Source organism: Nitrospira calida (assembly GCF_976986435.1).
The window spans coordinates 2,879,672-2,904,847 of the sequence record NZ_OZ335950.1; the positions used below are offsets into that span (position 1 = coordinate 2,879,672).

The following is a 25,176-nucleotide window of genomic DNA, read 5'->3' on the forward strand; positions in this document are numbered from 1 at the left end:
GACCTGTTGCCGGCACGGTCAGTCGCCCGACCGTGGCCGTTTCTCCACCGACGAAAGCGAACCGGAGACGACGGACTCGATTTCGCCCAACACCGGCAGCGTAAATTTGACCGTGCACCCCGGCCCTTCGTTCGACTCGATCCAGACTGTTCCCCCATAGAGTTCGACGATCCGTTTGACGATCGTCAACCCGATGCCGCTACCTTTCGCGCCCTCGGCCTGCAGACGCACGAAGGGCTCGAAGACCTTGTCGCGCTTGTCGACGGGAATACCGACCCCGCGGTCGCGGACTGCAAAGCAGACCATATGTCCCTCGCGCACGGCCGTGATAGCAATGTCCGGCGCAGCATCGTCGGGAGTGAACTTCAACGAGTTGGAAATGACGTTGTCGAACACTTGGCGGAGATATGCGCGGTGGCAGGCAACCAGCGGAAGATCTTTTTGCACCTCGATCCGTGCACAGCGTTGTTCCAGTTCCCAGGCTCTCGTTTTCAAGACCTCGCCGATCGCGTGCGCCGGATCGACCGCCGCGACCGCCTCTTGACGGGCGCCGACCCGCGCCACTGCCAGAAGCCCCTCGACGCGCGACACCAATTCCCGCCCGTTTTGCTCGATCAAGGCAAGCCAGCGGGCGCCGCGTTCATCCAGCCGCTCCCGATATTCCTTCGCCAGCAAGGCCGCCAGGCCCTCCATCCGCTCCCCCGGTCCTTTCAGATCATGCGCCAACGTTTCGGCCAGATGCTCCAGATGCCGCAGCCGAGCCATAAGGTCCTTCTGCCTTTGATAGGCCGCCTCGTACAGGCGCACGTTCGAGATCGCTAGCGCCGCTTCGGCGGCGAGCCCGCGAGCCAAGTGCAGGTTCCACGCGCCCCGCGTGTCCTTGTGCTCTCGAATCAGGGCCAGCACTCCGAACGGCCCTCCGGGCGCAAGCAAGGGGATCGAGAGTTCGCTGTCCCCGATCAGATTCCGGCGGATCACTTCCGGTCGATCGTCACCGCGAAGCCCCTCCCCGACCGCGGGCCGCTGAGTTTCGAAGGCCCGCACGGATGTGGGAAATTCTTCCCACAGCATAACCGACTTGTGCAGTCGATCATTCCAATCTCCGGAGGCGGCTTCCACCACCCAGCATTGCATCCGTTCGTTTCGCAGCATCACTAGGCAGACATCCGCGTCGATCAATTCCAGGGCGCGATCCGCGATCCGCTTCAGGGCGCCGTCGAGCCCGTCCGGTCTGATGGTGTTGATTTCGTTTCCAATCGTGCCGAGGGTCTCCAATTCGCGGATATGGCGCCTGATGCGTTCGGCCATCTCCTCGTACGCGCGCGCCAATTCGCCGATCTCATCGGAAGACCGGATCGAGATCGGAGGAGCACATCGTCCTGAATCCACATCCCGGCCGAACGCGCCCACCGACGCCCGCAGCCGCGCCAGCGGCCTCGTGATCGAATTCGCCAGCAGGCGCGCGCCGAGGGCGCCGATCACCAGTCCGCCGATCACCGCTTGGATCAGCCCCCAGAACGTCCGGCGGGACAGGCCTGATGAACGCGCAGCGAGTCTCTGAAGCTCGCGGGTGAGCCGATCTTCTATGGCCCTCAAATCGAGACGCACTTCCTCGGAGAGAACGAGGCCTCGGCCCGATCGGATGTGGGTCATGGCGAAGTCATCACGCCCTTCTTGAAGCTGCTCGACAAGCGGACGCCTGGCCGCCATGAACCGGGCCAGTCGCTCCTGAACCGCCCGCAGTTCGCCTTTGAATCCCGGTGCATCTACGGCGAGCGCGAGGCTTTTATCGAGAACAGACTTGAGCTTGGCGTTGGTCTCGTTGAAGCGGGTCAAATAGGCAGGCTGTCGTGTGAGCGCATAGCCGTGGAAGGCTTCGTCCAAATCAGAGATCAACCGCTGAACCACCTGCACATGTTGATTCGCGAGCAGCACCTGCTCGCGCTGCTGTTGAACGGACAGGAGCTGGTTAATGAGATAGATATGAACTTCGAGGGCTGACAGAAGCGGGATCAAAAGCCCCAGCAACACGACCCAGATCTTCTGTTGGACCCGAAGCCGGTCCCACCACCCGCGAATCCGACCGGTCATAGCGTAACGCTCTCGGCGATTGACGGTCTGCTGTGTGCGCGATCACGCTCCATCCTAACGAGAGAGGAAACAGTCTCACGGGCAGTGGGAAATCCTAAGACCCGCTTGGGGACGTGTCAAGGTTCGCCCCGTCCCGCCGTCCCTGATCTGCCGCGACCGCGGAAAGCCTCTGCCAACTGGCGTCCCATTCGTGCGATAATGGCGGTATGCTGCTCAAGCGTGTGTTGGTCGGCCTGCCGCTCAAGACAACGCAGGCCGTTCATGAACGGCTTTCCAACCCTCTCGCGCTGGCTGTTTTTTCCTCCGACGCCCTCTCCTCCGTCGCCTATGCGACCGAAGAAATCCTGCTCGTTTTGATCTTGGCCGGATCCGCCGCGGTTTCCTGGTCGATTCCGATCAGTCTGACCATCGTATTGCTCTTGGGCCTCCTCACCATCTCCTACCGTCAAATTATCTTTGAATACCCTGAAGGAGGCGGGGCTTACATCGTGGCCAAGTCGAACCTGGGCGAGTGGCCTGGTCTGACAGCCGCCGCCGCCCTCATGATCGACTATGTTTTGACCGTCGCGGTGAGCGTGGCGGCGGGCATCGCGGCGGTCACGTCCGCTGTTCCATCACTCTTTCCGCATCGTGAAGCCTTATGCCTCCTGGCAATCCTGGTCGTGCTGATTATCAACCTCCGTGGGGTCCGCGAATCCGGCCGGATTTTCGCCGTCCCGACTTATTTATTCATCGGTGCGATTTTTCTCATGCTGGCTGCCGGAAGTTTCCAGATCCTGTTCGGTCAGGCCGTCCGTGTGTTTCCGGAGCGTGGGGCCGGGTCGGTCATCGAAGGCTTGTCGCTCTTTCTCCTGCTACGGGCGTTCTCATCCGGCTGCGCCGCTCTCACCGGCATCGAAGTGATCTCAAACGGCGTTCCGGCGTTCAAACGGCCGGAGTCGAAGAACGCGGCGATCACCATGGCCGCGATGGCCGCGATTCTGGGCACCATGTTCATCGGCATCAGCGCGCTGGCGTACTCCTTCGGCGTGCTCCCTAAAGAGAATGAAACGGTAGTCTCCCAGATTGCCCGCGCGACATTCGGCACCAGTCCGCTCTATTACCTTGTTCAAGCTTCCACCATGCTCATCTTGATCTTAGCCGCCAACAGCAGTTTCAACGGATTCCCTCGTCTGGCCTCCCTTCTAGCCCGCGACGGATACATGCCGCACCAGATGGCCCTCATGGGTGACCGGCTTGTCTTTTCCAACGGGATCATCATCCTGGGCTTCTTCTCCTGCCTGCTGATCATCCTCTTCAAAGGCGAAACCCATGCGCTGATCCCGCTCTATGCCGTCGGAGTGTTTTTGTCCTTTACCCTTTCGCAGGCCGGGATGGTTCGCCGCTGGCTTGTGAAAAAAGGCCCTCATTGGCGTAAGAAACTGCTCGTCAACGGAGTCGGCGCTGTGGCCACGGGCCTAGCCACTCTCATCATCGCCAGCACCAAGTTTCTGCACGGCGCTTGGATCGTCATTGTGTTATTGCCCGTGTTGATCGCCTGGTTCCGGTCCGTGCATGCTCACTACAAAGCCGTTGCGGAGCAAGTCAGCCTGGGTCGTGATCATCGGCCCCCGCAGCCACGGCGTAATACGGTGATCATCCCGATCAGCGGGGTGAATCGAGCCGTGGTGCGGGCCTTGGACTATGCGCGAAGCCGAGGAGGCGACATCCGGGCCGTCCTGGTGGACGTGGACAAGGAAGAGACCGCCAAAGTGGAGATCCAATGGGCACAGTGGGGCTGTGGCATTCCGTTGGTCGTGCTTCCGTCGCCGTACCGTTCGATTCTCAAGCCGCTGTTGGACTACATCGAGGAACTGTTGCAGAAAGATCCCGAAGGGTGGGTCACTGTCGTGATCCCGGAGATCTTGCCGGCGCGGTGGTGGCAGAATATCCTGCACAATCAACGGGCGTTGATGCTGAAGGCCGCACTGCTGTTCAAGGAACGCGTCATCTTGACCGACGTCCCGTTCCACCTGGAACGATGAAATAAGGAGAACAACCATGACCAGACTCATCGGCGGCCCCGGAGCCATCGCGACGGCTGTCGCCTTGCAGGTCGTGATCGCTTCGCCGGTGTGGGCCTTCAAGATCGTGGAGCCGAAGGAAAACAGCACCCTGAAATCCGGGCAGACGGTGACCGCCAAAGTCGACGTCGGCTCGGACCCCGGGATTGTGAAGGTCCGATACTTTTGGTATCGCGAGAACGACGAAACTCTGGTGCAACAGGACGAAGTCGAGCGATCGGGCCCGCCCACCCAAGAGAAGATCGCCGACGATCGGTTCTTCCAAAAAGAAAGCGTGTTCGCCAACGTGGTCGCGGTGGCCACGTTGACCTCCACTGCCGACAGCACCCCCCCATTCGGCGGCGCCCTGAAAGTCCCTCCGGAGGCCATCGGCCCCATGCGACTCCTCGCCGTTGCCGAAGTGTCGCGCGGGCGGCTCGGCACCCGTACCGTCTTCGATGAGATCATTGTCAACGTCGAGCCCGAGGCTGAGCTGAAAGCCATTGATTTCGAAACCGAGAAGCCGTTGATCCTTGGTCGAAAGGGGCAGGTCGTCACCTACGGACAGGTGGATGTGCCGGGAAAGATTTTCGAACTGCCGGTGGTCGGCGAATTCGCCGACGGGGTGACGAGACCACTCACGTCCCCCGCCACCGGGACGACCTATCATTCGTCGAATGAGAAGGTCATCCAAGTCTTGCAGGACGGATTGCTCAAGATCGTGGGAAACGGTAAGACGACCATCACGGTGACGAACCGCGGGAAGCAGGCCTCCTTGGATGTTTCCGTCGAAGTCGGCGAGGAACCGAATGAACCGCCGATCGCAATTCCGGGACCGAACCGGCGGGTCAAATCCGGCACCAAGGTGGAGCTGAACGGACTCAACAGCCGAGACCCGGAAGGCGAAGCCCTCTTCTACACCTGGAGCCAAGTCCGCGGGAGCAAGGTCCCGCTCCTGGACCTTAACATGCCCAAAGCCTCGTTCGTCGCTCCGTTAGTCTCCGAACCCAAACTGTTCCGTTTCCGGCTGAAGGTCACGGACAAGAAAGGCGCGGACAGTCTGCCAGCGTATGTAGATGTGATTGTGGAACCGTAAAATCGCATGAAGGATCCCGCCTTTCTCAAGGCAATGGTCCAGAAAATCCGTGCCCGCCGCGTGCTGGAAATCGGCACAGGGGACGGCACTAGCGCGCTGGCGATGGCGGAAATGCTGCCGGATGACGGCACGGTCCTGACTTGCGAGATCAACGCCGGCTTCGCCATGCTCGCCCGCAAGCGCCTGGGGCGAAGCCCGCACGGGCGGAAGGTCGAGGTGCTGGTAGGCCCGGCCTTGGAGACGCTGCGCAACGTGACCGGTCCGTTCGACCTGATTTTCATCGACGCGGACACGCGGAACTACGTGCGCTACTATCACCGGGCCTTAGAACTGCTCGCCCCGAACGGAATACTGCTCATGGACAACACCCAAGGCATGGCCTTGGGACCCGTCGATCCGGGGCAGGACCCTGCGATCGCCGCGATTCAGGAACTTGCCCGTCTCACCGAATCCGACCCTCGGATCAGCGCCGAGTTGATGAGAGTCCGCGACGGCGTCCTGGTCGTGAACCGGATGGGCGAAGCGGCGGGATGACGACAACCGGACGGCAACCTATTCGGATCAGCCGTTACACCTCGCGCAATCGAACGGGCCCGTAAGTTTTGCGGGCGCGACGCAATTCCTTCACATGGCGGCGAAGCGCGGGGCCGTACTTCGAGCGAAGCACGGCTTGTTTATAGGGCATCATCTTCCGCTCGACCTTGCTGATTTCCGCCGCCAGCATCGCGACCAAACGCTTGCCCGAACCGGTGAGCCAGCCCAGACGCCGGGCAGCATATTCCAGGTCCTGGATCGAATACCGGACTGACTCAATTTCCTCCAGGCAGCGAAAGCGGGCACGGAGAACGTCCCTAGCGCTCAATCCAACTCGCCGTAGCGCTTGATTGTCGACACCGGAGGCCCATGACGACAGCCGTTCGAACAGCATCGCGCCCATTGTGAAGGTAAAGGCGGCGTGCAGGATACCGCGGATCGGCCGGAGACTTCTCCGCCAGGGTGAGTAAAACATTTCTAGATTGCGGTCGCCGCGGTAGAGCACATACTTCCGCAACAACAAATTGAGATGATGGTGGCTGTTCTCATGGATCAGATCGTCGATCAGATCGAGATCGTCGCGATCGAAGCAGTTGATGAATGACAGACCGGGTCGATGGCGATAGCTGAAACTGACGACCCCACGCGCTCGAAGCGGAACGAGACGGGAGGTCAGCGCCGCAAAAAGCCCGGCTCCTTCGGGCCAAGCTTGTTCCAAAATCGCGAGCGCCTGCTGGACGCGCGGCGGGAAATCGGCCGGCGTGGCACCGATCCGAATCGGAACCTTGTCCTTGCTGTAGATCAGCGACGGCCCGATGGTGAGTTTCCCGGTTCGAGCGCCCGAAACGGGTTCAGGAGGATGGTACGTCCATCTCCATCGGAGGGACGATCCATAGTCAAGAACCGGAAACTCGTCGCGGCCGATTTGCAGACAGATGCCGGACGGCCTGACCCACCACATGGCCTTGCGCCAAGGACCTAAAAGCGGGCGTGGCAGCAATCTCGGAAGCTGACAGAAGGCACCATCGAGACCGACGGACAGGCATCCTCTTCCCACACCCTGCTCAAAGTCCGGACTCAGGTCGCAGGGCACCCGCCACACCCGCCGGCCCGTGCGGCGAAGCCAGGCACAGGGCAAGCCCGGTACCAGGAAAAGGGCCTCTTGGGTCACGTGCTGCGCTAGTTTTGTACAGAGCCTGGAGAGTCGGCTGGAAAAGCCTCGAGCTTGCGGGAGGCCGGTCGGGAACAACTCGTCCTTGTAACTGTTCTCGTAGAACTGCTCTTCGCACTCCGCGAAAAAGGCCTCGGCGAACCCGCGGGGATCCTGCTCACGTTCAAGCTGTTCTTGGAGATCGATGAAGTAGACCAAGTCATTGAGTTCCTCGATCCAGCCCACAACCTTCCAGCCGGAAAAACTCTCCTGCGGCAGCGAGGCGCCGACCAACCTGAAGTAGCCGACCGGCAGGCCCAGCGAGGCCGTCGCTCGCACATAATGCTGTTCCAGATCATCGCACAGATCGCCCAGAAGCTTCCGCATGGTCTCGCGGAATTCTCGAAGGAGTGCGTCTAAGAACCGCTGATCGAACAGTTCCATGAACCATACGGGCTCTGACGGCGAACGCCCGACCGTCTCTGGCGCGAAATGACCGGACTCTACCGGAGACTTTGGCGAGGGGCAAGAGCCGACAACGACAAGCTCAGGAGAACGACCGATAACGAAGAAGCACGATCTTGCCGGAGGGGATCAGGAATCGGGTCTTTTGCGGGTTGCCCAGAGGTCATCGAGTCCCAATTCATCCGCGTGGGCCATGAAATGCGTGGCGAGACGCCCTCGCACCGCCTCTTCCAGTGGAGGTTTCGCGCCTTTGACGACGGTGAAGGGCAACTCGTCTTTCCAGACCAGCGCACCTTGAGCGTCGGTCAGATAGAGGTACAATCGCTTCTCTTCGCGTTCGCTCCATCCCCAATCGCTGGGATGAAGCGGCCGGACGGTTTGGACATGGCCGAACAGCACGCCCTCCACCTGTAACTCCCGGCTAATCGCGCGCGCTGCCTCGCGTGCCCGCTCCTCTTCGAATGCCCAGGCGCTAGGTTCCCGATGGTAGTCAGCCACTTGAGTCGGACCGATGACTGTAAGCCCGGCCTGTATTTCGAGCACGCTGGAGAACCGGCTCGCCATCTCGCGGTCCCCATCAAAGGGCACCACTGCGATGCTGGTCACCGGTCTCGGCGCCGACTGCGACGCATCGTGGGAAGCCATCCAGGAATGCTCGAAGGGCAGGAATTCCACATCACCGCTTCTTGCCACATCAACTCCCACCATCACAACCCAGGCGGCTGGCAAGCACCCTTGTAAGCAGACATAGACACCCAACGCTGCAATAGGCATCGGTATCTTGTTGGCCCAGACTCTCATTGTCTCGTCTTCCATTTCTAAACATGAGCAAGTCGGGTGCCGGTAAGATCGCGTTTCCGGTCTTCATGCCTAACCCCCCTCATTTCCTGGGTGAAAGCTCCGCCGGCATGGCAGGAACCTGACAACGAAAGGGCCTTGACAGGACCTAGAACGCACAGCGATGAACGATCTTTGAACACTCCCGCCCCTTTTGCGCAAGGCGTCGAGTACGATAAGATCACTGCCGTCGTCTGTTGGAAGTCGATCACGAAGGAGGTGCTCGATAATGCGGGGCAAACACCAGAACATGAGGAGATGGATCGCTGGGCTTGCGGGGCTATTCGCACTCGGATTGGCGGAGTTCTCGGTCCTTGGCGCCGATCCACATAAGGTCACGTTGATGCTGGGAGGCAAGTTCTGCGATTTGTATAAGGGCGAGGTCGAATCAGCGTTGAGGAAGATCGCGGGTGTGACGGCAGTCGATCTCAAAAGCATGAAGGGTCACGCGATCGTCACCGCCGACCTAGGCAAGGTGAAACCCGAGCAACTCACCGCTGCCGTCAACGCGCTGAAAGGCGACGGGTGGCATTGCAAAGCTGAGGTGATGAAGTAGGAGTCCGTCACCCGGCGACGGCCATACGAACGGACGCCGACAGGACGCTTGGATCGCGCGGTATTGAGCGATGACGCGATCGACCAGATTTCCGTAGTTCACGCAACGCCAGCCCCGCCGCCACGTCGAACCACTCCCGTCCGTCATATCGATGAAGTCCTCCGTAACCATAATCCCTGGCAGCGAACACAGTGCATCGAGCGACTCCTTTCGGTATCCGGACTATCCACTCGAGCTTCGGCTTTGCCCTCGACGAAGGCCTGGCCGGCCAGAAGCTCGTGCCTTCGTGGACGAGAACCAAGCAATGCCGGTGTCAATATCCAGGTCGGTGGAATCCACGTATGGACACCGACTCGCCATGTGTACAGCAAGACGGTGCACAGACCAAAAAGACAGCAGGAGGCGGCCGAATAGATCCCAGGGATTCGGAATGGTGCGCGCGACAGTGAACAGGGGCAGCGCCACCTCGCCCATTTACGTAAGGCGGCGGGACGACACCCCCGAACAAGGGAGCCTCGAAGCCAACACATGTCGTTGACGGCGACAGAAATCGGCGCGGTTGTCGATGAACTCGCGTCCGCGTTGACCGGCGGATGGATTCAAAAGATCCATCAACCCCTGCCCCGCGTCGTCACGCTGACCATCCGAACTCCGGGGGCAACCCATACGGTCCTGCTGTCGGTCCATCCGGAGACCGCCCGGCTTCACCTGACCACCCGTCGGCTGCAGAATCCCCCGGCTCCGCCGCCTTTCTGCCAATTCCTCAGGGCTCGCATCGAGGGAGCGCGTATCGAGGCGATCGAGCAACTGCACGGCGATCGCATCGTCCAGATTCGGCTCACGGCGCGCAGGGGACCCTGCGCGATCATGGCCGAACTGATCGGTCGAAACGCGGATGTGTTGCTGCTCGACGAATCGGGGACAGTTCTGGCCGATCTAAATCACGACCGCAATCGGATTGGTCGGCCCTATCGTCTTCCGTCAGCTTCTGGCCGGAAAACACTCGACACGGTCATTGAATTCCCCCATGCCGCCGACGTTGCTCCTCCGGCATTTCCCGTGTCTGCCGAGATCGACGCACGTTATGGGCGGCGCGAAGCAGACCTGACTGTGGAATGGGAGCGGCAGGCCCGCTTGGCCGACATTCGTAAGCACCTCAGACAGACCGTCCGGCGGATCGAGGCGTTGCAGGCGGACTTGAACAAGGCCGAGCGTTACCGCAACTACAGTCGCTACGGCGAGCTCCTCAAGGCCAACCTCAGCAAGATCGTCACGGGTCAGGACTGTGTCACGGTGATCGATTACTTCGACGAGCGGCTGCCCGAAATCACGATCCCGCTCGATCCGAGGAAAGGTCCGCGGGGCAACATGGACGACTATTTCAAGAAGCACCGGAAATACTTGGCGGCCGAGCGAGAGATTCGCCCCCGTCTGGAAACGGCGCAGCATGAACTGGAGAGGCTGCGCGCGGAGTTGGAGGCGCTTCAACGAGGCACCTGGCGCCCAACCTCTGCGCAGGGTGGACCTTATCCAGCTACGGGGGGGAAACCCTCTGCTCGCCGTCAACGATTCTCGGCAATCGGCGGTCAGCCTTTGGGCAGAACCGGCCCGTTCCGCCGGTTTATTTCGTCCGATGGCTTGCCCATCTATGTCGGGCGCAACGCGCGCGAGAACGAGGAACTGACGTTCGGTCTGGCCAAGGGCGACGATCTTTGGCTCCATGCTCGAGGCGCACCGGGCTCCCATGTCGTCGTCCGGCTGGAAAAAGGCGCAACCCCGCCGCCTGAAACGTTGAAGGACGCCGCGGCCCTTGCCTTGCTGTATAGCGATCTCAAAAAGAGTGGCAAGGGAGAAGTGATGTACACCCGACGGAAGTGGGTCAGAAAAGTCAACGGTCAACCGCCAGGTACGGTGACGGTGACGCAGGAACAATCCCTGTTCGTCAGTTTGGACAACACCCGCCTCGACGCCTTAAGGCAGCGATCCTCGTCGAAGCGGAAGGAGTGAAGGACCGAACGCAGCCGGACGGATGGCCGTTTGCGGAACCAGGATCCTAATTGGTCAGCGCTGCGTAGGCCTGCTTGACGGAACCGACGGGAGAGACCTGTAACAGAAACGGCGTTCGCCAGTCTGGGTCGGAGATATCCAGCTCTTCGGGCACGATCACCCGGTGTAAGTGCGCCTCATAGGCCGCTTCGACCTTCAGCGGGACAGCGGTAACAGCTCCAATGTGACCATCCGGTCTGACCGTTCCGGTCATGACACGATCGGGCGCAATGAACTTTCCGTTCGCCATCGCGGCCACGCTCAGCGCCACCATCGCCGACAAGCTGTCTCCGTACACCGTGATGCCTTCATAAGGAACCGTCAACACAACGGTCCATGAGTCCGTGGACAGGTTCAAGTGTTGGGCGACGCGATAAACCGCCTGTTCAACGGCGGTCTGCGCCATGCGCGAAAATCGACCGGGCTTGTTCATGAACCGCATCACCAGGCCATTCCGATCCGGCCGCTCTTCAAACGACAGGTGCAAGTACGCGACCGTTCCTTCTGGCGTATTCCCCATCGTCACTCCAAGAATCGGAATCAGTTGCTCGCGCGAACCCGTTACGGCACCAGCTTCCGAGGCCGGCGCTGTAAGCAAAAGGGTTGCCGCGACAGCGGCCAAGATCCGACCAAGACACCAATGTTTCAAATGTTTCAAACGAATTGCCATAGGGGATCGGTATAATCAGCGTTTTTAGTGTCTCTCCCAGTGCCTTTAATTTCACCCAGTGTGAAATCCTCGGCAGTCTATTTATGCAAATAATATACCAAATGCGCAATTGGTTTTCTAGTTTCTGCAAGCGTCAGAATACAGTAACTATGGAAAGGATGGTTTACCAGGGCATAGCCGTGGGTGACAGCTGTAAGCGGCTTGCCCTGCTAGACAATCAGCGAGTAAAGCGGTGGGCACCGATCTGGATACGTCTTGACCGATACTCCAGAAAGCAAGGGGTGCCTACTTGTCAGCAAGAGGTCCTGTCTTTTCAGAAGGACAGGATGCATCTGAACTGTGGCAAACTGCCCCAGAGCCGTTCAGCAGATTGGACTCTCACCTTTCCTCTTGCACCCATTCGTTGAGCCAACGTACATACCACGGCGCCAAGAGCACAGGAATGACAAACAACACGATCAGACTCATGGCAACGTCAGGTGGAGCGTCCAACACCCGAGTTACCCAAGCGCAGATAACCTCGTACCAGGCCAACCCCAACCCCAGCATGATCAGGCAACTACACCGCGCTCTGTCCGGGATATGCCGCGACGATCCCGCTTACTCGCGGCGTGACCGTCAACGTATAAGCCGCCGTCAATCCTAGGTCCTGCATCATGCCTCGGGCGAAGTCGTGCCATGGCACCAGGCGAGAGAGCTGATGGCCGAAAACCACAACGGCCAACCAATCATAGACCAGCAATGCGAAACAACAGGGAACCGCGATCAGCAAAGCATCGACGCTCCAACGCCGCATGACCGGATATTATCGCGCAAACAGGCGGCGCTAGAAACGCGGGTCCCGCCGAAGAGCGGGAAGGGAACAGCCAGCCGCCCTGCCGTGAGAAGCTGAAGGCCAAGCGAATATTCACGCGCTCTCTTGAGCCCGATCACGCTGAAACAGAAAGTACGGGCACGGCCCGAAGGTCAGCTTGCAACCCACAAGATACCCGTCGATATCGTTTCCATTCCAGATCGGACGGGTCCACCGCACTTCGAACAGCATTAACGCTCGGCGCCGCTTGGAAATCGGCGTATGAATTTCGAGCAACTGCCGCACGCGGGGGGCCTGATCCATCATCAGCAGCATTCCCCCTGAACTGATGTTCAGCGAGCAGGCCTCGCCGTAATGAATGACGACGGCGCGCTCATCCAGTCCCTCGATCATCTCATAGGCGCAAGGCTGCGTGAAATCCAGGCGTTCTTCACAGCGCAATTCCTGCACGGGCGGCGGCTGGCGCTGCAGATCGCCCGATTGATAGACCCTCCATTCTCGGCGTCCGGCTTTCGGCTGTCCGAGCCCAGCACAGAAGGACATAACCTTCTGAAGAAGGTGAGGTTTCATAGTGACGCCCTCCCTTTGTCCGAGTAAGCGGGGTTCACACTCGGTGGCGGGAGCAAAGGAAATGCCGCGACGCGAACAACACGTCGAATGACCGAGAACCGTTGAAATTACGTATGAGATCGGCAAATCCGGTGAGGGAGGACTCGCATCGAGGCATGGGGCAAGGGAGGGAAACGAGTTCATCCTTCCGGATGCAAGAGACCTAGGTGCTTGATTTCTCTCGATCTTGCTCTGTACTGAAGCGCCTACAAATCTTTCATGCGCAGGAAACAATTTCAGCTCCTCCGGCGCGCCGTTTCCTCGAACGGCACGCTCGCCGGAAGTGCGCTAACTGGCCGCTCAGACTCGGAGTCGCAGCTCAACCCGCCTTGCGCAGCTCTTCCCGCTCGGACGTCTCGCCCCCCCAATCAGGTTCGCTCTCGCCGATCAAGGTCGTATCGCCTTCCTGCGTGACGGACGCCCAGACCGCCAAGACGAGAACCAGGACCGTGATGACACCAAGAACAACCGCCGGCATGGGAAACCTCCTTTGGTTGGCGGTGACACTCGACAAATCATACTCCGATTGCGGAACCTTTCGCCAGGAGACAAGCGGGCGACGGCCCGCCTACTCGCCGACCCTGACCAACAGCCCCCGTTCCTTGCAGACACTGAACGTGTGGTGGAACCAGGCAATCATCACGACGAGGTAGAAAAGATTAAGCCCGGTCGCCCAGGCAAGAGGGGAGAGCGGAGGCACGACATGGTTCAACACGCCGCGCATGCCTTCAAAGACGTGCGCCGCCGGATTTAACCAGGCCAAAGCCTTCAGCCAACCCGGAAGGACATCCATCGGATAGAACACGCATGAAATGGGCTGGAACAAAAACACCATGCCCCAGGCGAGCACCTCCGCTTCCTGGCCGAATCGCATGATGAGCGACGTCGTCAGCACGCCGATGACCCATCCCGTCACAATGAGGTTGAGGACGAAGGGAAGCAGCCACAGCCCGATGACAAACAGGTTGTACGAATAGAACAGCAACGCACAGACAATCATCACGCAGGAGACCGCTGTGACCTTAAAGACGCTCATCGCCATGGTTGCCGCCAGAAACTCGCCGGGTTTGAGCGGGCTGGCGAATAGATTCATGAGATTTCTGGCCCAAATTTCTTCGAGAAACGAGATGGTGATGCCCTGCTGCGAACGGAACAAGACGTCCCAGAGAATCAGGGCGCCCAGGAAGAACGTGACGACGCCGGGCAACTGACCTTGAAACCGCGTGAGATAGACCGTGATAAAGCCCCACACCACGAGGTCGAGAAAGGGCCAGTAAAAGATCTCCATCAATCGCGGCAGGCTGCGACGGTATAGGTATAAGTGCCGGGTGATCAGAGCGGCGATACGATGAACCTTCATGGCTTCGTGAAGCGTTAGGGGTGCCGCCAACAAACATTCGGTCTTCTCCCCTCACGGCTTCTCCCTAACCCACTGACTATTGTTCCCGCGCCAGCTTCAAGAACACTTCCTCCAAGTCCGACTGGCCGAAGCGGGTTACGATCTCCTGTGCAGTGCCTTCAGCGACGATCTTTCCGCGTTGAAGGAAAATGATCCGATCAGACATCTCTTCCATCTCCCGCATATTGTGGGACGTATAGAGCATGGTTAGGCTGGTCGCGGCACGGACTTCCTTCAACAGGCTGCGGGTCTTGTGGGCGATATCGGGATCCAAGCTGGCCGTCGGCTCATCGAGGAAGAGGATCTTCGGTTCAGTCAGGATCGCCTTGGCGAGCGTGAGGCGGGTCATCTGGCCTGAAGAGAGACGCCGCGTCAACTTGCTGCGAAAGCTGTCCATCTCCAGTTTCTTGACCACGTCGTCGATGCGGCGATCGATGTTTGACAGACCATACAGTCTGGCGACCACGCGGAGGTTCTCCTCCACCGTGAGCGAGAACGGCATAGAGATATAGGTCGAGGAAAAGTTGACTTGCTGGAGGATCTCCTCCCGGTGCGTGGCGAGATCCAAACCGAACATGTGAATTGAGCCCGCCGTGGGAGTAATCAACCCCAGCAGCATCTGGATCGTGGTGGTCTTGCCCGCTCCGTTGGGTCCCAATAGTCCGAGAATCTCGCCCTGGTGAATATCGAACGAGATTCCGTCCACCGCGGTAAAATCGCCGAACTGCTTGGTGAGATTTCTGACCTGAACGATGGGTGGCATGGGAACATGCGTATCGACCGTCGGCTATCGACGGTCGGTTTTCCGGATTGAGGGATCAACACCAAAAGCCGGAGGTGGCTCACCAAGGGCTTCCAGTCCAGACGATCACGTCAATTAAACAGTAATTCTCCGACCTTCTCTGGAATATGGCAGGTCTCGCACTTTTGGCTGAGGATCTTGCCTTCATACTCGGTCTTCCCGTCATGACATCGGAAACAATCCGCGAGCGCCCGCTCGCGCAGATAGGAACCCTCGGGATGATCGGGGTACCATGGCCTGGTGTCGGCTTTCACGTGCCCACGAGGGATTACAATGGGATAGCCTTTGATCGGCTTCTCATGCACGACCCCCGAATGGCAAGTGTTGCAACCCTCTCCCATGCCCCGTTTGGCGAAGGCCTCCATGTGCTTTCGATGGCTCATCACGAGTCCGACATCCTTCACCGGCGGTGGAAGATCGCGCGGCGCCACTTCGGACACGCGCAAGATGTGCCGGTGGCACCCGATGCAGACATCGGAATCGACCTTGGCCTGAAGATTATGGGAGTCGGTCGGCGTCCCGAAGAGATAAATGGCGACATCTTTGGTTCCCGCCCAGGCTTTGTCCTGCAGCCAGCCCTTGACCCCGGGGCGCACATGACAATCCACGCAGGTGACGTCCTTATGGGATGACTGGACCCAGCTGTCGTAGGAAGGTTTAATCGTGTGGCAGCTCGCGCAGAACTTCGGATGGTTGGTCAGCGGGATCGCCACTCCGCCCAAGGCCACTGCGCCGACGCCGATCGCCACGCTCACAATAGCCCGGGACTTACGTCTCATGCGACTCGCGTTTGGGGAACCGTCGAACAATGAGTGCCGCGACACCAGCGACGTCGTCGGGATCAAACACGGGAATCGCCCCCGGCGGGTCCACCGGTTTATTCGATACCACCGCCAGAAGCCCTTCCGGCGAGACCGGCACCTCCCCCAGTTGATCCCGCACGACGACGATTTTCGGATAGCCCTCGCTCTTCCATCCTTCGGCAATGACGAGGTCGATGGCCTGATCAAGGAAGCGGTCCCGGATCTCCTCGACCCCGATCTGGTCGGAGACGTCCGCAAACATCGCGAGGCTGCCCTTGGACAGCACGATCACGGCGCTTGCGCCGGCCCGTTTATGCCGCCAACTGTCCTTACCCTCCGTGTCCAGATCAAACCCGTGGCCGGCATGTTTGATGGTCGCCACCCGATACCCGACGCGGACCAATTCGGGGATGACCCGCTCAATCAGGGTGGTCTTGCCGCTGTTCGACCGGCCGACGAAGCAGAGAATCGGAATGGACATTCAGCCTCGACCAGGTTAGGCGGTCAACAACATGACGGTCGGCCGCTGGTTGTGGTTTGCGGGACGTCTTCCTCACGCAGCCACATCTCTCCGCTCAAGAGTTGCACCGAGACGGTGTCGCCGGGATTGAGCCGCTCGACTTCCGCCGGCACATCGATCAAGCAATTCGCCTTCACCATCGAGGTGAGGATGCCGGAACCTTGGTCGCCGGTGGTCCGCACCTTAAACACGCCGTCTTCCCGGGTGAGGATGCCGCGCAGGAAATGCCGCCGGTCCGGTTTCTTGGAGAACTTTTCCTGAAAGATGGCCTGCACGATCGGCCGGCCATAGCTACGGTGGCCACCCATTTTCAAGATGGCCGGCCTCACCAGTTGTTCGAAAGTCACCATGGAGGAGACGGGATTGCCTGGCAAGCCGAAGGCCAGTTTGCCCTGGATCTTCCCGAAAGCCAACGGCTGACCGGGCCGGATCGCTAGCTTCCAAAAATTCATCTCCGCGCCCAGATCCTTGAAGACGGCCTTGGTGAAATCGTAGTCCCCCATCGACACGCCGCCGGACAGCACCAGGATGTCGGCGTTCAGGCCGTGCGAAATCTTTTCTTTCAAGGCCGCCGGCTGATCTTTCGCAATACCGAGCAGGATCGGAACGCCGCCGGCCTCCTGCACCGCCGCGGCCAAACCGTAGCTGTTCGAGTTGATGATCTTGTCTTCGCTGAATCGTTCGTCGAGATCAGCCAATTCGTCGCCTGTGGAGAGGATCGCCACGCGCGGTCGTTGATAGACGAACACGAAGGACTTGGCGAGAATCGCGAGCATGCCCGCTTCCGCCGGCCGGATTCGGGTCCCCGTGGCGATGATGCAGTCGCCCTTCTTCACGTCCTCGCCCTGTGGACGAATGTTGGCTCCGCGCGCCTCAGGCTTGAAAATCTTCACCGAGTCCCGCGTATGCTCCGTGTCCTCCACCTTGATGACCGTGTCGGCTCCCTTTGGAATCGGCGCGCCCGTCATGATGCGGATCGCCTGCCCTGGCCCGACGGTCTGGGTCGGCGTCTTGCCCGCCGGCACGTCTTCGATCACTTTCAGTGTAACGGGCTTGGCGATGGCGTGCTCCTGCTTGATATCTTCCCATCGCACCGCAAAGCCGTCCATCGCCGAGTTATCCCACGGCGGATTGTCGCGCTCCGCGACAATGTCTTCGCCGAGCACGCGGCCCAGCGCATCCAGGATGGGAATCTTCTCCAGACCAAGGGGCGTGGTCGCTTCAAGGACGACCTTCCGCGCCTCATCCAACGGCGTCAACCCTTGCATGGCGACTCCATCGAACACGCGGCGAATTGCGAACAGTTCAGAGCACGCACGGTTCGTTCTGACATTCTTGGCTTTTTGCTGTTCACGGTCAGCTTCGTCTCGGCGCGACTTTCACCAACGAGCCGCTCTTCTTGCAGAACGCTTCAACCTTGTTCGCGATCTCGTGATAGGCCTCCGCCGTCGGTGTGTCCGAGTAGAACATGGCGAACGGCTCGCCCGCGTCGCACTGCGTGACCACGTCAGGATCAAGCGGAATCCTCCCCAGGAACGGGACACCCATGTCGTGGGCGGAAGCCTCGCCTCCGCCCTTGCGAAACACTTCGATGTGCTTGTGGCAATACGGGCAGTCAAGCCCGCTCATATTTTCCACAATCCCGATGATCGGCACCTCGCTGTCTTTGCAGAACGTGACGGACTTGCGCGAATCCAGCAGCGCGACTTCCTGCGGCGTAGTCACGATGACGGCGCCGCTCACGGTGCCGAGCAAATCGATCGTCGTCACCGACTCATTGCCCGTCCCGGGCGGCAAGTCGATCAGCAGGAAATTCAAATCCTGCCATTCCACCCCGCCGAGCAACTGGTTGATGAATTCGTACTTGTAGGCGTCACGCCAGATGATCGGGTCATCGGAGTTCTGCAGCAAGAAGGACATGGAAGCGATTTTCAGATTGTAGGTTTGATACGGGATGATACCGCCGGACGTGCTGATCTTCAGCTTTTGCCCTTCGGCCCCGAGCATCTTCGGAATGTTCGGCCCGTGAATATCCATGTCGCAAATGCCGACGTGCCAACCTTTGAGCGCCAGGCTGACGGCAAGGTTGGTGGTGACGGTGCTCTTGCCCACCCCACCTTTGTTGCTCATCACGAGCACCTTGTGCTCGATCCGCTCCATCCGCTTCGCGACAAGCCACCGGCTGTGCCCTTCCTTGTCTTTTTGACAGGTCTCGTTCTCGTCGCAGATAGCGCAGGCCCACATGTATGTGCAGGCGTCGCCGTTGCCCGACCCTCGAGGCTGGATGACGTTTAATTCGCGCGGCATGCTTTCTCCTTCAAAGACTGTGAGGCGTAGAAAAATCGGCTATGTTCCACCCTTGACTCCCTGCCCTCGCGCTTCACATCTGTGGTGACTTTCTCCGTCAGGCGGTCCAGGTCGACGGCGTGGCGGCGAAGCCGTCCTCGGCTCCCTTCATGTCCCGTATCCGCCTCCTATTCGGACACCACCCGACTGATCATGAACAGGACCGCGACAAGGATGGCACCTCGCCATCAACGCCGGCGCCCCGACGAAGGGACTCCTACATACTCGCCCTCCGCCGCCATCACCGGGTTCGGCACCGGCGCAACCGGTTTCGCTCCCGCCGCGGGCACGCCCGCTCCGGCCTGCGCGTCCGAAACCGGACGCTTTTTGCCGAACACACCCGCGCTCACGATGCCGACCTCATAAAAAAAATACATCGGCAGCGCCATGATGCACTGGTTGAACGGGTCGGGCGTCGGAGTCAGGATCGCGGCGACAAGAAACGCTCCCAAGAAGGCCCACTTCCGGTAGCGTTTGAGAAACGGCGCATCGACCCAACCCAGCTTGGCCATCAACGTAATGGCCAACGGCACTTCGAAAATCACCCCGAAGACCATCAGGAACCACAGGGCGAATCCCACGTATTGGGCGATCGAGAGTTGTGGAATGAACCCCGCGTTGACGCCGTAGGAAATGAGAAAGTTCAGCGCGAACGGCAGGACGAAGAAAAAAGAGAACAACACGCCGGCATAGAACGCGACGGTACTGAGCAGCACGAACGGTCCGACAAATCGCCGCTCATGAACGTGCAATCCCGGCACGACGAACTGCCAAATTTCCCAGAGAATATACGGCGTGGCCAGCACGACCGCGAAGAGACCGGCGACCTTGACATTTTGCCACAGCGCTTCAGCCGGAGCGAGGAACACAAACGGCACGGTCGGCAGATCGGTCGGGACCCAGGTCAGAGATCCCGGCACGAACATATTCTGAAGGGGAATCCGCAGCCACTGCACCAAGGTGTCAGCATAGAAAAACGTGACGACGAAGACGATCCCCGTGGCGATAACCGCCCGGGTTAGCCGGACCTGGAGTTCGACCAGGTGCTCCATGACCGGCATCTTCTTGTCTTCGAGCGGCTTGAAGACGGAGTCGTGCAACCACTTTTCGAACTTTTTCAGGCCCTCAGCCATACGCCACAGCTATCCGATGCCAGCGTGCAGCCATCAGCGCAGAAATCCTGTCGCTGACCGCCGTCGGCTGTTCGCCGATTACTTCGGATTCACCGCCACAAAGAGGTTGTTCCCCTGCCGGCTGAGCAGCAGCACGACCATTTCCTCTTTTTTAATCTTGGCCGACGCCTTCTGGTAATCCTCCATGCTCTTGATGACTTCATGGTTGATTTCCTGAATGACGTCTCCCCGTTGCAAACCGGCCGCTTCCGCCGCACTCCCGGCTTCCACCTGGTTGATCACCACGCCCGTCGTTTTGGCGGGCAGGTTTAATTGACCCATCATCGCCGGATCGAGCGGTTGCACTCGGATCGCGGCCAGCACGTTGTCCGGCGGTTTTACGGTTTCAGCCGGAGGCGGAGGCGGTTCTCTCCGCGCCAATACCTCGTCGGGCGGCCGCTCGGCGACTTTGACCTTGATCGTATGCTCCTTGCCGTCACGCAGAATCTTCACCTCTGCGTCCTTTCCGACGACGGTGCGCGCGACCATATTGCGCAGATGGCTTACGCTCTGCACTTCCTTGCCGTTGAACGCGATGACCACGTCTCCGCGCTTGATCCCCGCCGCGGCGGACGGTCCGTTCTCGTTCACGTCGCTGATCAATACGCCCTTCCGCTGTTCGGGAATCTTGAACGACTTGGCCAACGCCGGCGTGATCTCCTGGATCGCCACACCCATCCACCCGCGTACGACTTTACCCGTTTTGGTCAGGCTGTCGACGATGTCCACAGCGATGCTGCTGGGAATGGCGAAGCCGATGCCTTCCGATCCGCCTGTCCGCGAAAAGATCGCAGTGTTGATTCCGATCAACTCGCCGTTCATGTTTACCAACGCCCCGCCGGAGTTGCCGGGATTGATCGCCGCATCCGTCTGGATGAAGTCCTCATAATCCGCGATCCCGACATTGCCGCGGCCGAGCGCACTGATAATGCCCAGCGTTACCGTCGAGCTCAGCCCGAACGGGCTCCCGACCGCCAGCACCAGATCGCCCACCTGCAGTTTTTCGTAGTCCGCCCACTTGAGATAGGGCAGATCTTTCGCGTCGATTTTGATCACTGCCAGATCGGTTTTCGGATCGGTCCCGATGATTTTCGCGGTGAATTCCCGTCGGTCGCTCAAGGTCACCGTGATCTGGGAAGCGTTTTCGACCACATGATTGTTGGTCACGATATAGCCGTTAGGGTCCAGAATGACCCCGGAACCTGCGCTCTGATCTGGATGACGAGGACCCGGAGGAAACGGTGGAGGGCCGGGTGGCTCAGCTCCTGGCGGTTCTTCGCCCGGAGGTCCTCCAAATGGACCGGGCGGTAAGGGACGGCGGCCTTCGCGGCGCCCTTCTCCACCACCGGTCACGGCGATGTTGACCACCGCCGGGGTCACCCGCTTCACAATTTCCGAAAAGCCCTGAGCAAACGCCGGCGGCACGCCTGCCGCGTCAGCCGTGGTCACGTGCTGAAGGGCGATCCCTGCTGCAACCACCACGCCCAAGAACAAAGCTGAGCCCGCAGCGAGAGCTCGTTGACTGCAATGTCTCATAACGGATTCCTCCGCATTGCTGATGGACTTCATACCGATTTCCTCGATCCAATTCACCTGTTCCAGGCAAGAGCACCGGGACCGCGGAAACAGGCGCTCTTGTCCGCGTCTACTTCACCTTGTCCGGTTGTGTCCGCTCCGCAAAGCGTGATTGTACACCATTCGCGGAACCGCCTTCAAAGACTAAAAGCCCCCTTCTGACGAGGCAGGACTTCGCCGGGAAGGGACCATCCTTCACCGATTAACCCAACGAGTAGCCATGGCACACAGCGCACAGAGCCATGTTGTTCGCTGCCCGCCGTTCGCTCTCATCATGATGGAGGGTAGCCCCAGAGGCCAGGCTGTGTGGTTCATCCCTGGGCCGGATTCATTTCCGTCCGTAGTTTGTGGAGCCAGGCGTCCTGGAGACTTAAGATGAGACGTTTGGCGGCTTGGTTCATGGAGACGACGCGCAGGGTGTTCGGGGCGCCTTCGAAGGTCGGCGGCCAGAAGCGCCGCTCGGGATCCTGCGGCCGGAGGTACACCACGGGATACCACTGGTTGATCCCGGGAGCTGACGGACTGTCGAGCGTCGCCCATGCGCGTCCCTCCGCACGCAGCAGAGCCCGGCCGGCGTTGACATCGATCAACGCGACCTCGATCAACGACCAGTTATCGCGCCGGAACCCCGGCTGCATATGTGCCGTCCATCCAAGAAACACGTAGATCGGATATTCTTGCTCGGTACTGGAGAGCACCGCGACAGCCAAATAGTCCACGCCGTACCGCTTGCCCAACTCGCGGAACGAGGCGATGTCTCCTGCGGGCTTGAGGCCATCGGCCGGAAGAATCTTGTCGATGACGATCGGAAGATGTTGACCGATCTGTTCCTTCAGAGTCTGTGCCAGCCGGTTCACCGCTTCGTCCGGCGGAGGCGGGGCTGCATCCGGAGCCGACGCATCGGCGATCACGACGAGCCCGGCGTGAATGGGTCGCTCCGTGGGCAAATGCAAGACCGACGGTTCCGTGATCGCCTGCGGGCCGAGATAGTCTGCCATCCGGCTCGGAGGAACCGCAGAGGCGCAGGCGGTCAGCGAGAGCAGTCCTAACGCCAGCCAGATGGATCTGACCTGGATTCGCATATCCCACCCCTCTTATCTTCCGTCGCTCAGCCTGCTTCCGGACTTTTTCATACGTTCGCTCCCGTTCGGCGGATCTGTCAAGCCCCCGGACCTTGCAATCGACTTCAGACTCGGCTAGGGTATGGCGGCTCAACCGCCTCCGACCGTCTCCGGATGGAAAAATGGAAAAGCGGCAGGGAGGCGCCCCCCGGAGCATCCGATGTCCGTGCGACATCTTTCGTTCCTCCCGGATCTTTCGGTTGTTGTTCCGGCTTACAACGAAGCGGCGCGCATTCTTCCTCCCCTCCATCGTCTCGCGCGCTACCTCGACAGCCATGGTGCGCCTTACGAGATCCTCGTAGTGGACGACGGCAGTCGCGATGGCACCGCCGCGGCGGTCGAGCGTTTCCGCGCCGGGTGCCCGGCGGTCCGACTGATCCGACTGCCGGCGAATCAAGGGAAGGGTGCCGCCGTGCGCAAGGGCATGTTGGAGGCCAACGGCCGACTGCAACTGTTCACCGATGCGGACGGGGCGACCCCGATCGAAGAACTCTGGCGATTGGAACAGGCCGTGATCGACGGAGCCGATTTGGCCATCGGGTCCCGCACACTCGCCTCGCGCGATCCGCGTTACACGGTTCGCGCGCGATGGCATCGCAGCGTGTTGGGCGCGCTGTTCAACATGCTGGTCCGGCGCGCGGGCATCGCCGGCATCGCCGACACTCAGTGTGGGTTCAAGCTGTTTCGAAGATCCGTCGCCCGCGACCTGTTCTCGGTCGCCAGCATCGACGGATATGGTTTTGACCTCGAACTGCTCTACGTCGCTCAACGCCGCGGCTATCGCATCGCGGAGGTTCCGGTCAACTGGGCCGATCAACCGGGCTCGAAGGTCCGGGTCCTTCGCGACGGCCTTCGCATGGTGCGCGACCTCTTTGCCATCCGACGCAATGACGCGCAGGGACGGTACGCTCCCACCGAGTCGTTGCCGCACGCCGCCGAGGTGGTGTTGAGCCATCCCGGCTCCCCGCCTTCCTGAGTTCGTTCCTCAGCGTCTCACGTAAATGACGGCCTTGGCGTCTTCGTAGACGGGGCGCCAACCGGCTTCCCGCCGAAGGGCTTGGTCCAGCGGGCTTCCGCGGCGAACGAGCGCCCAATCGACCCCGTACTTATCGAGCACGCCCAGCGCCGGAGGATCCCAGTTGGTCAACGCGACGTAGTCATAAAAGATCCATCGATCGCCGATCCGCCAGGCCGGCATGCGGCCGTCGATAAAAATTTTCTCTTCCGGGAGCCACCAGAGCAGAAATCCTCCATAGCCGTAATCGTTATACAACCTGGTCCCTACCTGGTCGCGATGCGTGTGCACCCACTGCACCGCTTCGATGGGATAGTCGGTCTGGCGGAAGAATTCGCCGGGATCGAGTCCCGAGAGCGCCACCCGCTGGAGATGATCCGGTCCGGCCAACCCCATCATGAGACCCATCGCCGCCGTCGCAGCCAACAGCCAAGCTTTGGGCCGGAAACCCGCCGTGAGCACGAGTCGTGTCGCCTGCTCCATCGCCGCCGCCACCAGTTCCGCGCACCACGGCAGGCTGACGACGAGCAACAGCGGCACATTCCGCCAATGTCGCAGGGAAAGGACGAGGAAGACGAGGAGGACCGTCCAGCGAACCGGTTCGACTCGGCGATAGCAGTAGAACCCGGTCAAGCTGAATCCCAGGACATAGGTAACATAGACAAGACCGGCGCGGCCTTGGAGAGAGACCGGCTGCCACTCGTGCAACACGTCGATCATGAAGCGGTCGCTCAGCGACGCATAGATTTCCGCATACAGCCGCCAGCCGTAGGGATTGATCAGTGTCACCAATGCCGATGCGGCCAGAGCGACGGCGAACCGTCCGATCTCGCGCCCAGGCATAACCGGTTCGTCGAGACGATCGGCCAGCCCTGGCCGACGGGAAACGATCCATCGCATCACCACGGAGGCCACCAAAGTCAATCCCAGCAGGAACAGTCCGGCCGTAAACCCGCCATGGAGATTGGCCCAGAGCAGGAATAACGGAGGCAACACCCACCAGCGGCCCCGTCCGGTGGAGCAGGCATGGCGAACGACTCGGAGCGTGAGCGCCATTCCCAGGAGCGTCACCAGTTGCGTCCTGGCCCCCAGGAACGGCAAGGCCACCCAGAGGACGGCGGCGACAGCGAGGAGTTTCTGGGTCCGCCCGGCCGCCGCTGGTTCCACCGCCACCCAGCAGGCGCCGAGCGTCACCGTGGCGAACAATAGGATGACCCCCAACGGGCCGACCGGACCCAATCCTTGATAGATGGCGGCGATGAGCCCGTCCGTCAGCCACGCATGCTCTACCCAGGACCAATCGGGCATGGTGTGGGAATACGGATCGACAGCCGGTAAGCGCCATCCCTGACGGATCAGATCAAGCCCCGCCCTCAAGTGCCAGCCGAAGTCGGGCTCGACAAGGGGTTGGAGGCTCAGGTTCACAACGAAGAACAAAAGCAGCGCATCGAGGGCGGGAAACCCCGCAGCCGGATTCTTCGTTCCGCGTGAATCGTGGGTCGTCACGGACCGC

Annotated in this window: 23 protein-coding genes; 6 read left to right on the forward strand and 17 right to left on the reverse strand. The window is 60.2% G+C overall.

Annotation, left to right across the window (positions count from 1 at the left end):
* Positions 1 to 18: 18 nt before the first annotated feature.
* Positions 19 to 2,091, reverse strand: a complete 2,073-nt coding sequence (locus ACWHTU_RS14130; RefSeq protein ID WP_447860019.1) for an ATP-binding protein — start codon at positions 2,089 to 2,091, stop codon at positions 19 to 21.
* A 206-nt stretch (positions 2,092 to 2,297) separates the two neighbouring features.
* On the opposite strand from ACWHTU_RS14130, the gene ACWHTU_RS14135 reads away from it, so the two are divergent.
* From ACWHTU_RS14135 to ACWHTU_RS14145, 3 genes are read left to right on the forward strand one after another with little or no spacing between them, the layout of a single operon-like run.
* Entirely contained in the window at positions 2,298 to 4,115 is a 1,818-nt protein-coding gene (locus tag ACWHTU_RS14135) for an APC family permease (protein ID WP_447860020.1), read from the forward strand.
* A gap of 16 nt (positions 4,116 to 4,131) precedes the next feature.
* A complete protein-coding gene (locus tag ACWHTU_RS14140) occupies positions 4,132 to 5,229 on the forward strand; it encodes a PKD domain-containing protein (protein WP_447860021.1) in 1,098 nt (365 codons plus the stop codon).
* 6 nt (positions 5,230 to 5,235) lie between these two features.
* On the forward strand, positions 5,236 to 5,763 hold the full coding sequence (locus ACWHTU_RS14145) for an O-methyltransferase (RefSeq protein WP_447860023.1): 528 nt from the start codon (positions 5,236 to 5,238) through the stop codon (positions 5,761 to 5,763).
* 34 nt (positions 5,764 to 5,797) lie between these two features.
* Here ACWHTU_RS14145 and ACWHTU_RS14150 read toward each other — a convergent pair whose 3' ends face one another.
* Both ACWHTU_RS14150 and ACWHTU_RS14155 read right to left on the reverse strand, forming a co-directional pair.
* Positions 5,798 to 7,357 carry an aKG-HExxH-type peptide beta-hydroxylase gene (locus ACWHTU_RS14150; RefSeq protein WP_447860024.1) on the reverse strand — a complete coding sequence of 520 codons (1,560 nt, stop codon included), beginning with the start codon at positions 7,355 to 7,357 and terminating at the stop codon, positions 5,798 to 5,800.
* Positions 7,358 to 7,507: 150 nt separating this feature from the next.
* The gene (locus ACWHTU_RS14155; RefSeq protein WP_447860025.1) at positions 7,508 to 8,152 is read right to left on the reverse strand and encodes a hypothetical protein; all 645 of its coding nucleotides are present in this window, start codon (positions 8,150 to 8,152) and stop codon (positions 7,508 to 7,510) included.
* A 292-nt stretch (positions 8,153 to 8,444) separates the two neighbouring features.
* On the opposite strand from ACWHTU_RS14155, the gene ACWHTU_RS14160 reads away from it, so the two are divergent.
* The gene (locus tag ACWHTU_RS14160) at positions 8,445 to 8,771 is read left to right on the forward strand and encodes a heavy-metal-associated domain-containing protein (RefSeq protein ID WP_447860026.1); all 327 of its coding nucleotides are present in this window, start codon (positions 8,445 to 8,447) and stop codon (positions 8,769 to 8,771) included.
* Positions 8,772 to 9,299: 528 nt separating this feature from the next.
* The gene (locus ACWHTU_RS14165) at positions 9,300 to 10,778 is read left to right on the forward strand and encodes an Rqc2 family fibronectin-binding protein (RefSeq protein ID WP_447860027.1); all 1,479 of its coding nucleotides are present in this window, start codon (positions 9,300 to 9,302) and stop codon (positions 10,776 to 10,778) included.
* A gap of 46 nt (positions 10,779 to 10,824) precedes the next feature.
* Here ACWHTU_RS14165 and ACWHTU_RS14170 read toward each other — a convergent pair whose 3' ends face one another.
* The 13 genes from ACWHTU_RS14170 to ACWHTU_RS14230 form a co-directional block, all read right to left on the reverse strand.
* On the reverse strand, positions 10,825 to 11,487 hold the full coding sequence (locus ACWHTU_RS14170) for a hypothetical protein (RefSeq protein WP_447860028.1): 663 nt from the start codon (positions 11,485 to 11,487) through the stop codon (positions 10,825 to 10,827).
* 559 nt (positions 11,488 to 12,046) lie between these two features.
* On the reverse strand, positions 12,047 to 12,283 hold the full coding sequence (locus ACWHTU_RS14175) for a hypothetical protein (protein WP_447860029.1): 237 nt from the start codon (positions 12,281 to 12,283) through the stop codon (positions 12,047 to 12,049).
* A 111-nt stretch (positions 12,284 to 12,394) separates the two neighbouring features.
* On the reverse strand, positions 12,395 to 12,871 hold the full coding sequence (locus ACWHTU_RS14180; protein WP_447860030.1) for a hypothetical protein: 477 nt from the start codon (positions 12,869 to 12,871) through the stop codon (positions 12,395 to 12,397).
* Positions 12,872 to 13,229: 358 nt separating this feature from the next.
* Positions 13,230 to 13,388, reverse strand: a complete 159-nt coding sequence (locus ACWHTU_RS14185) for a hypothetical protein (protein WP_447860031.1) — start codon at positions 13,386 to 13,388, stop codon at positions 13,230 to 13,232.
* Between the two features lie 90 nt (positions 13,389 to 13,478).
* Positions 13,479 to 14,270, reverse strand: coding sequence for an ABC transporter permease (locus ACWHTU_RS14190; RefSeq protein ID WP_447860032.1), 792 nt, complete (start codon positions 14,268 to 14,270; stop codon positions 13,479 to 13,481).
* Between the two features lie 76 nt (positions 14,271 to 14,346).
* The gene (locus ACWHTU_RS14195; RefSeq protein WP_447860033.1) at positions 14,347 to 15,072 is read right to left on the reverse strand and encodes an ABC transporter ATP-binding protein; all 726 of its coding nucleotides are present in this window, start codon (positions 15,070 to 15,072) and stop codon (positions 14,347 to 14,349) included.
* A gap of 110 nt (positions 15,073 to 15,182) precedes the next feature.
* A complete protein-coding gene (locus ACWHTU_RS14200; protein WP_447860034.1) occupies positions 15,183 to 15,890 on the reverse strand; it encodes a cytochrome c3 family protein in 708 nt (235 codons plus the stop codon).
* Complete coding sequence (gene mobB, locus ACWHTU_RS14205) at positions 15,880 to 16,395, reverse strand: molybdopterin-guanine dinucleotide biosynthesis protein B (RefSeq protein WP_447860035.1); 516 nt, start codon at positions 16,393 to 16,395, stop codon at positions 15,880 to 15,882. Before mobB ends, ACWHTU_RS14200 begins: the two co-directional genes overlap by 11 nt.
* A 23-nt stretch (positions 16,396 to 16,418) precedes the next feature.
* Positions 16,419 to 17,702 carry a molybdopterin molybdotransferase MoeA gene (locus tag ACWHTU_RS14210; RefSeq protein ID WP_447860036.1) on the reverse strand — a complete coding sequence of 428 codons (1,284 nt, stop codon included), beginning with the start codon at positions 17,700 to 17,702 and terminating at the stop codon, positions 16,419 to 16,421.
* Positions 17,703 to 17,790: 88 nt separating this feature from the next.
* Positions 17,791 to 18,741 carry a P-loop NTPase gene (locus tag ACWHTU_RS14215; protein ID WP_447860037.1) on the reverse strand — a complete coding sequence of 317 codons (951 nt, stop codon included), beginning with the start codon at positions 18,739 to 18,741 and terminating at the stop codon, positions 17,791 to 17,793.
* A gap of 227 nt (positions 18,742 to 18,968) precedes the next feature.
* Complete coding sequence (tatC, locus tag ACWHTU_RS14220) at positions 18,969 to 19,913, reverse strand: twin-arginine translocase subunit TatC (protein ID WP_447860038.1); 945 nt, start codon at positions 19,911 to 19,913, stop codon at positions 18,969 to 18,971.
* Between the two features lie 78 nt (positions 19,914 to 19,991).
* On the reverse strand, positions 19,992 to 21,488 hold the full coding sequence (locus ACWHTU_RS14225) for a Do family serine endopeptidase (protein WP_447860039.1): 1,497 nt from the start codon (positions 21,486 to 21,488) through the stop codon (positions 19,992 to 19,994).
* Between the two features lie 350 nt (positions 21,489 to 21,838).
* Positions 21,839 to 22,609 carry a hypothetical protein gene (locus ACWHTU_RS14230; protein ID WP_447860040.1) on the reverse strand — a complete coding sequence of 257 codons (771 nt, stop codon included), beginning with the start codon at positions 22,607 to 22,609 and terminating at the stop codon, positions 21,839 to 21,841.
* A 199-nt stretch (positions 22,610 to 22,808) separates the two neighbouring features.
* Here ACWHTU_RS14230 and ACWHTU_RS14235 point away from each other — a divergent pair, with 199 nt between their 5' ends.
* A complete protein-coding gene (locus ACWHTU_RS14235; protein ID WP_447860041.1) occupies positions 22,809 to 23,624 on the forward strand; it encodes a dolichyl-phosphate beta-glucosyltransferase in 816 nt (271 codons plus the stop codon).
* A 9-nt stretch (positions 23,625 to 23,633) separates the two neighbouring features.
* On the opposite strand, the gene ACWHTU_RS14240 is transcribed toward ACWHTU_RS14235, so the two are convergent.
* The gene (locus tag ACWHTU_RS14240; protein ID WP_447860042.1) at positions 23,634 to 25,169 is read right to left on the reverse strand and encodes a hypothetical protein; all 1,536 of its coding nucleotides are present in this window, start codon (positions 25,167 to 25,169) and stop codon (positions 23,634 to 23,636) included.
* Between the last annotated feature and the right edge of the window lie 7 nt (positions 25,170 to 25,176).

Excerpts from the sequence above, each read along its gene's own strand:
- ACWHTU_RS14180 (WP_447860030.1), bottom strand. The coding sequence starts at position 12,871 with ATGAAACCTCACCTTCTTCAGAAGGTTATGTCCTTCTGTGCTGGGCTC.
- ACWHTU_RS14225 (WP_447860039.1), bottom strand. The coding sequence starts at position 21,488 with ATGAGACATTGCAGTCAACGAGCTCTCGCTGCGGGCTCAGCTTTGTTC.
- tatC (WP_447860038.1), bottom strand. The coding sequence starts at position 19,913 with ATGGCTGAGGGCCTGAAAAAGTTCGAAAAGTGGTTGCACGACTCCGTC.
- ACWHTU_RS14170 (WP_447860028.1), bottom strand. The coding sequence starts at position 11,487 with ATGGCAATTCGTTTGAAACATTTGAAACATTGGTGTCTTGGTCGGATC.
- ACWHTU_RS14135 (WP_447860020.1), top strand. The coding sequence starts at position 2,298 with ATGCTGCTCAAGCGTGTGTTGGTCGGCCTGCCGCTCAAGACAACGCAG.
- ACWHTU_RS14215 (WP_447860037.1), bottom strand. The coding sequence starts at position 18,741 with ATGCCGCGCGAATTAAACGTCATCCAGCCTCGAGGGTCGGGCAACGGC.
- ACWHTU_RS14155 (WP_447860025.1), bottom strand. The coding sequence starts at position 8,152 with ATGCCTATTGCAGCGTTGGGTGTCTATGTCTGCTTACAAGGGTGCTTG.
- ACWHTU_RS14195 (WP_447860033.1), bottom strand. The coding sequence starts at position 15,072 with ATGCCACCCATCGTTCAGGTCAGAAATCTCACCAAGCAGTTCGGCGAT.
- ACWHTU_RS14230 (WP_447860040.1), bottom strand. The coding sequence starts at position 22,609 with ATGCGAATCCAGGTCAGATCCATCTGGCTGGCGTTAGGACTGCTCTCG.
- ACWHTU_RS14210 (WP_447860036.1), bottom strand. The coding sequence starts at position 17,702 with ATGCAAGGGTTGACGCCGTTGGATGAGGCGCGGAAGGTCGTCCTTGAA.
- ACWHTU_RS14185 (WP_447860031.1), bottom strand. The coding sequence starts at position 13,388 with ATGCCGGCGGTTGTTCTTGGTGTCATCACGGTCCTGGTTCTCGTCTTG.
- ACWHTU_RS14165 (WP_447860027.1), top strand. The coding sequence starts at position 9,300 with ATGTCGTTGACGGCGACAGAAATCGGCGCGGTTGTCGATGAACTCGCG.
- ACWHTU_RS14130 (WP_447860019.1), bottom strand. The coding sequence starts at position 2,091 with ATGACCGGTCGGATTCGCGGGTGGTGGGACCGGCTTCGGGTCCAACAG.
- ACWHTU_RS14150 (WP_447860024.1), bottom strand. The coding sequence starts at position 7,357 with ATGGAACTGTTCGATCAGCGGTTCTTAGACGCACTCCTTCGAGAATTC.
- ACWHTU_RS14175 (WP_447860029.1), bottom strand. The coding sequence starts at position 12,283 with ATGCGGCGTTGGAGCGTCGATGCTTTGCTGATCGCGGTTCCCTGTTGT.
- ACWHTU_RS14145 (WP_447860023.1), top strand. The coding sequence starts at position 5,236 with ATGAAGGATCCCGCCTTTCTCAAGGCAATGGTCCAGAAAATCCGTGCC.
- ACWHTU_RS14160 (WP_447860026.1), top strand. The coding sequence starts at position 8,445 with ATGCGGGGCAAACACCAGAACATGAGGAGATGGATCGCTGGGCTTGCG.
- ACWHTU_RS14190 (WP_447860032.1), bottom strand. The coding sequence starts at position 14,270 with ATGAAGGTTCATCGTATCGCCGCTCTGATCACCCGGCACTTATACCTA.
- ACWHTU_RS14200 (WP_447860034.1), bottom strand. The coding sequence starts at position 15,890 with ATGAGACGTAAGTCCCGGGCTATTGTGAGCGTGGCGATCGGCGTCGGC.
- ACWHTU_RS14140 (WP_447860021.1), top strand. The coding sequence starts at position 4,132 with ATGACCAGACTCATCGGCGGCCCCGGAGCCATCGCGACGGCTGTCGCC.
- mobB (WP_447860035.1), bottom strand. The coding sequence starts at position 16,395 with ATGTCCATTCCGATTCTCTGCTTCGTCGGCCGGTCGAACAGCGGCAAG.
- ACWHTU_RS14235 (WP_447860041.1), top strand. The coding sequence starts at position 22,809 with ATGTCCGTGCGACATCTTTCGTTCCTCCCGGATCTTTCGGTTGTTGTT.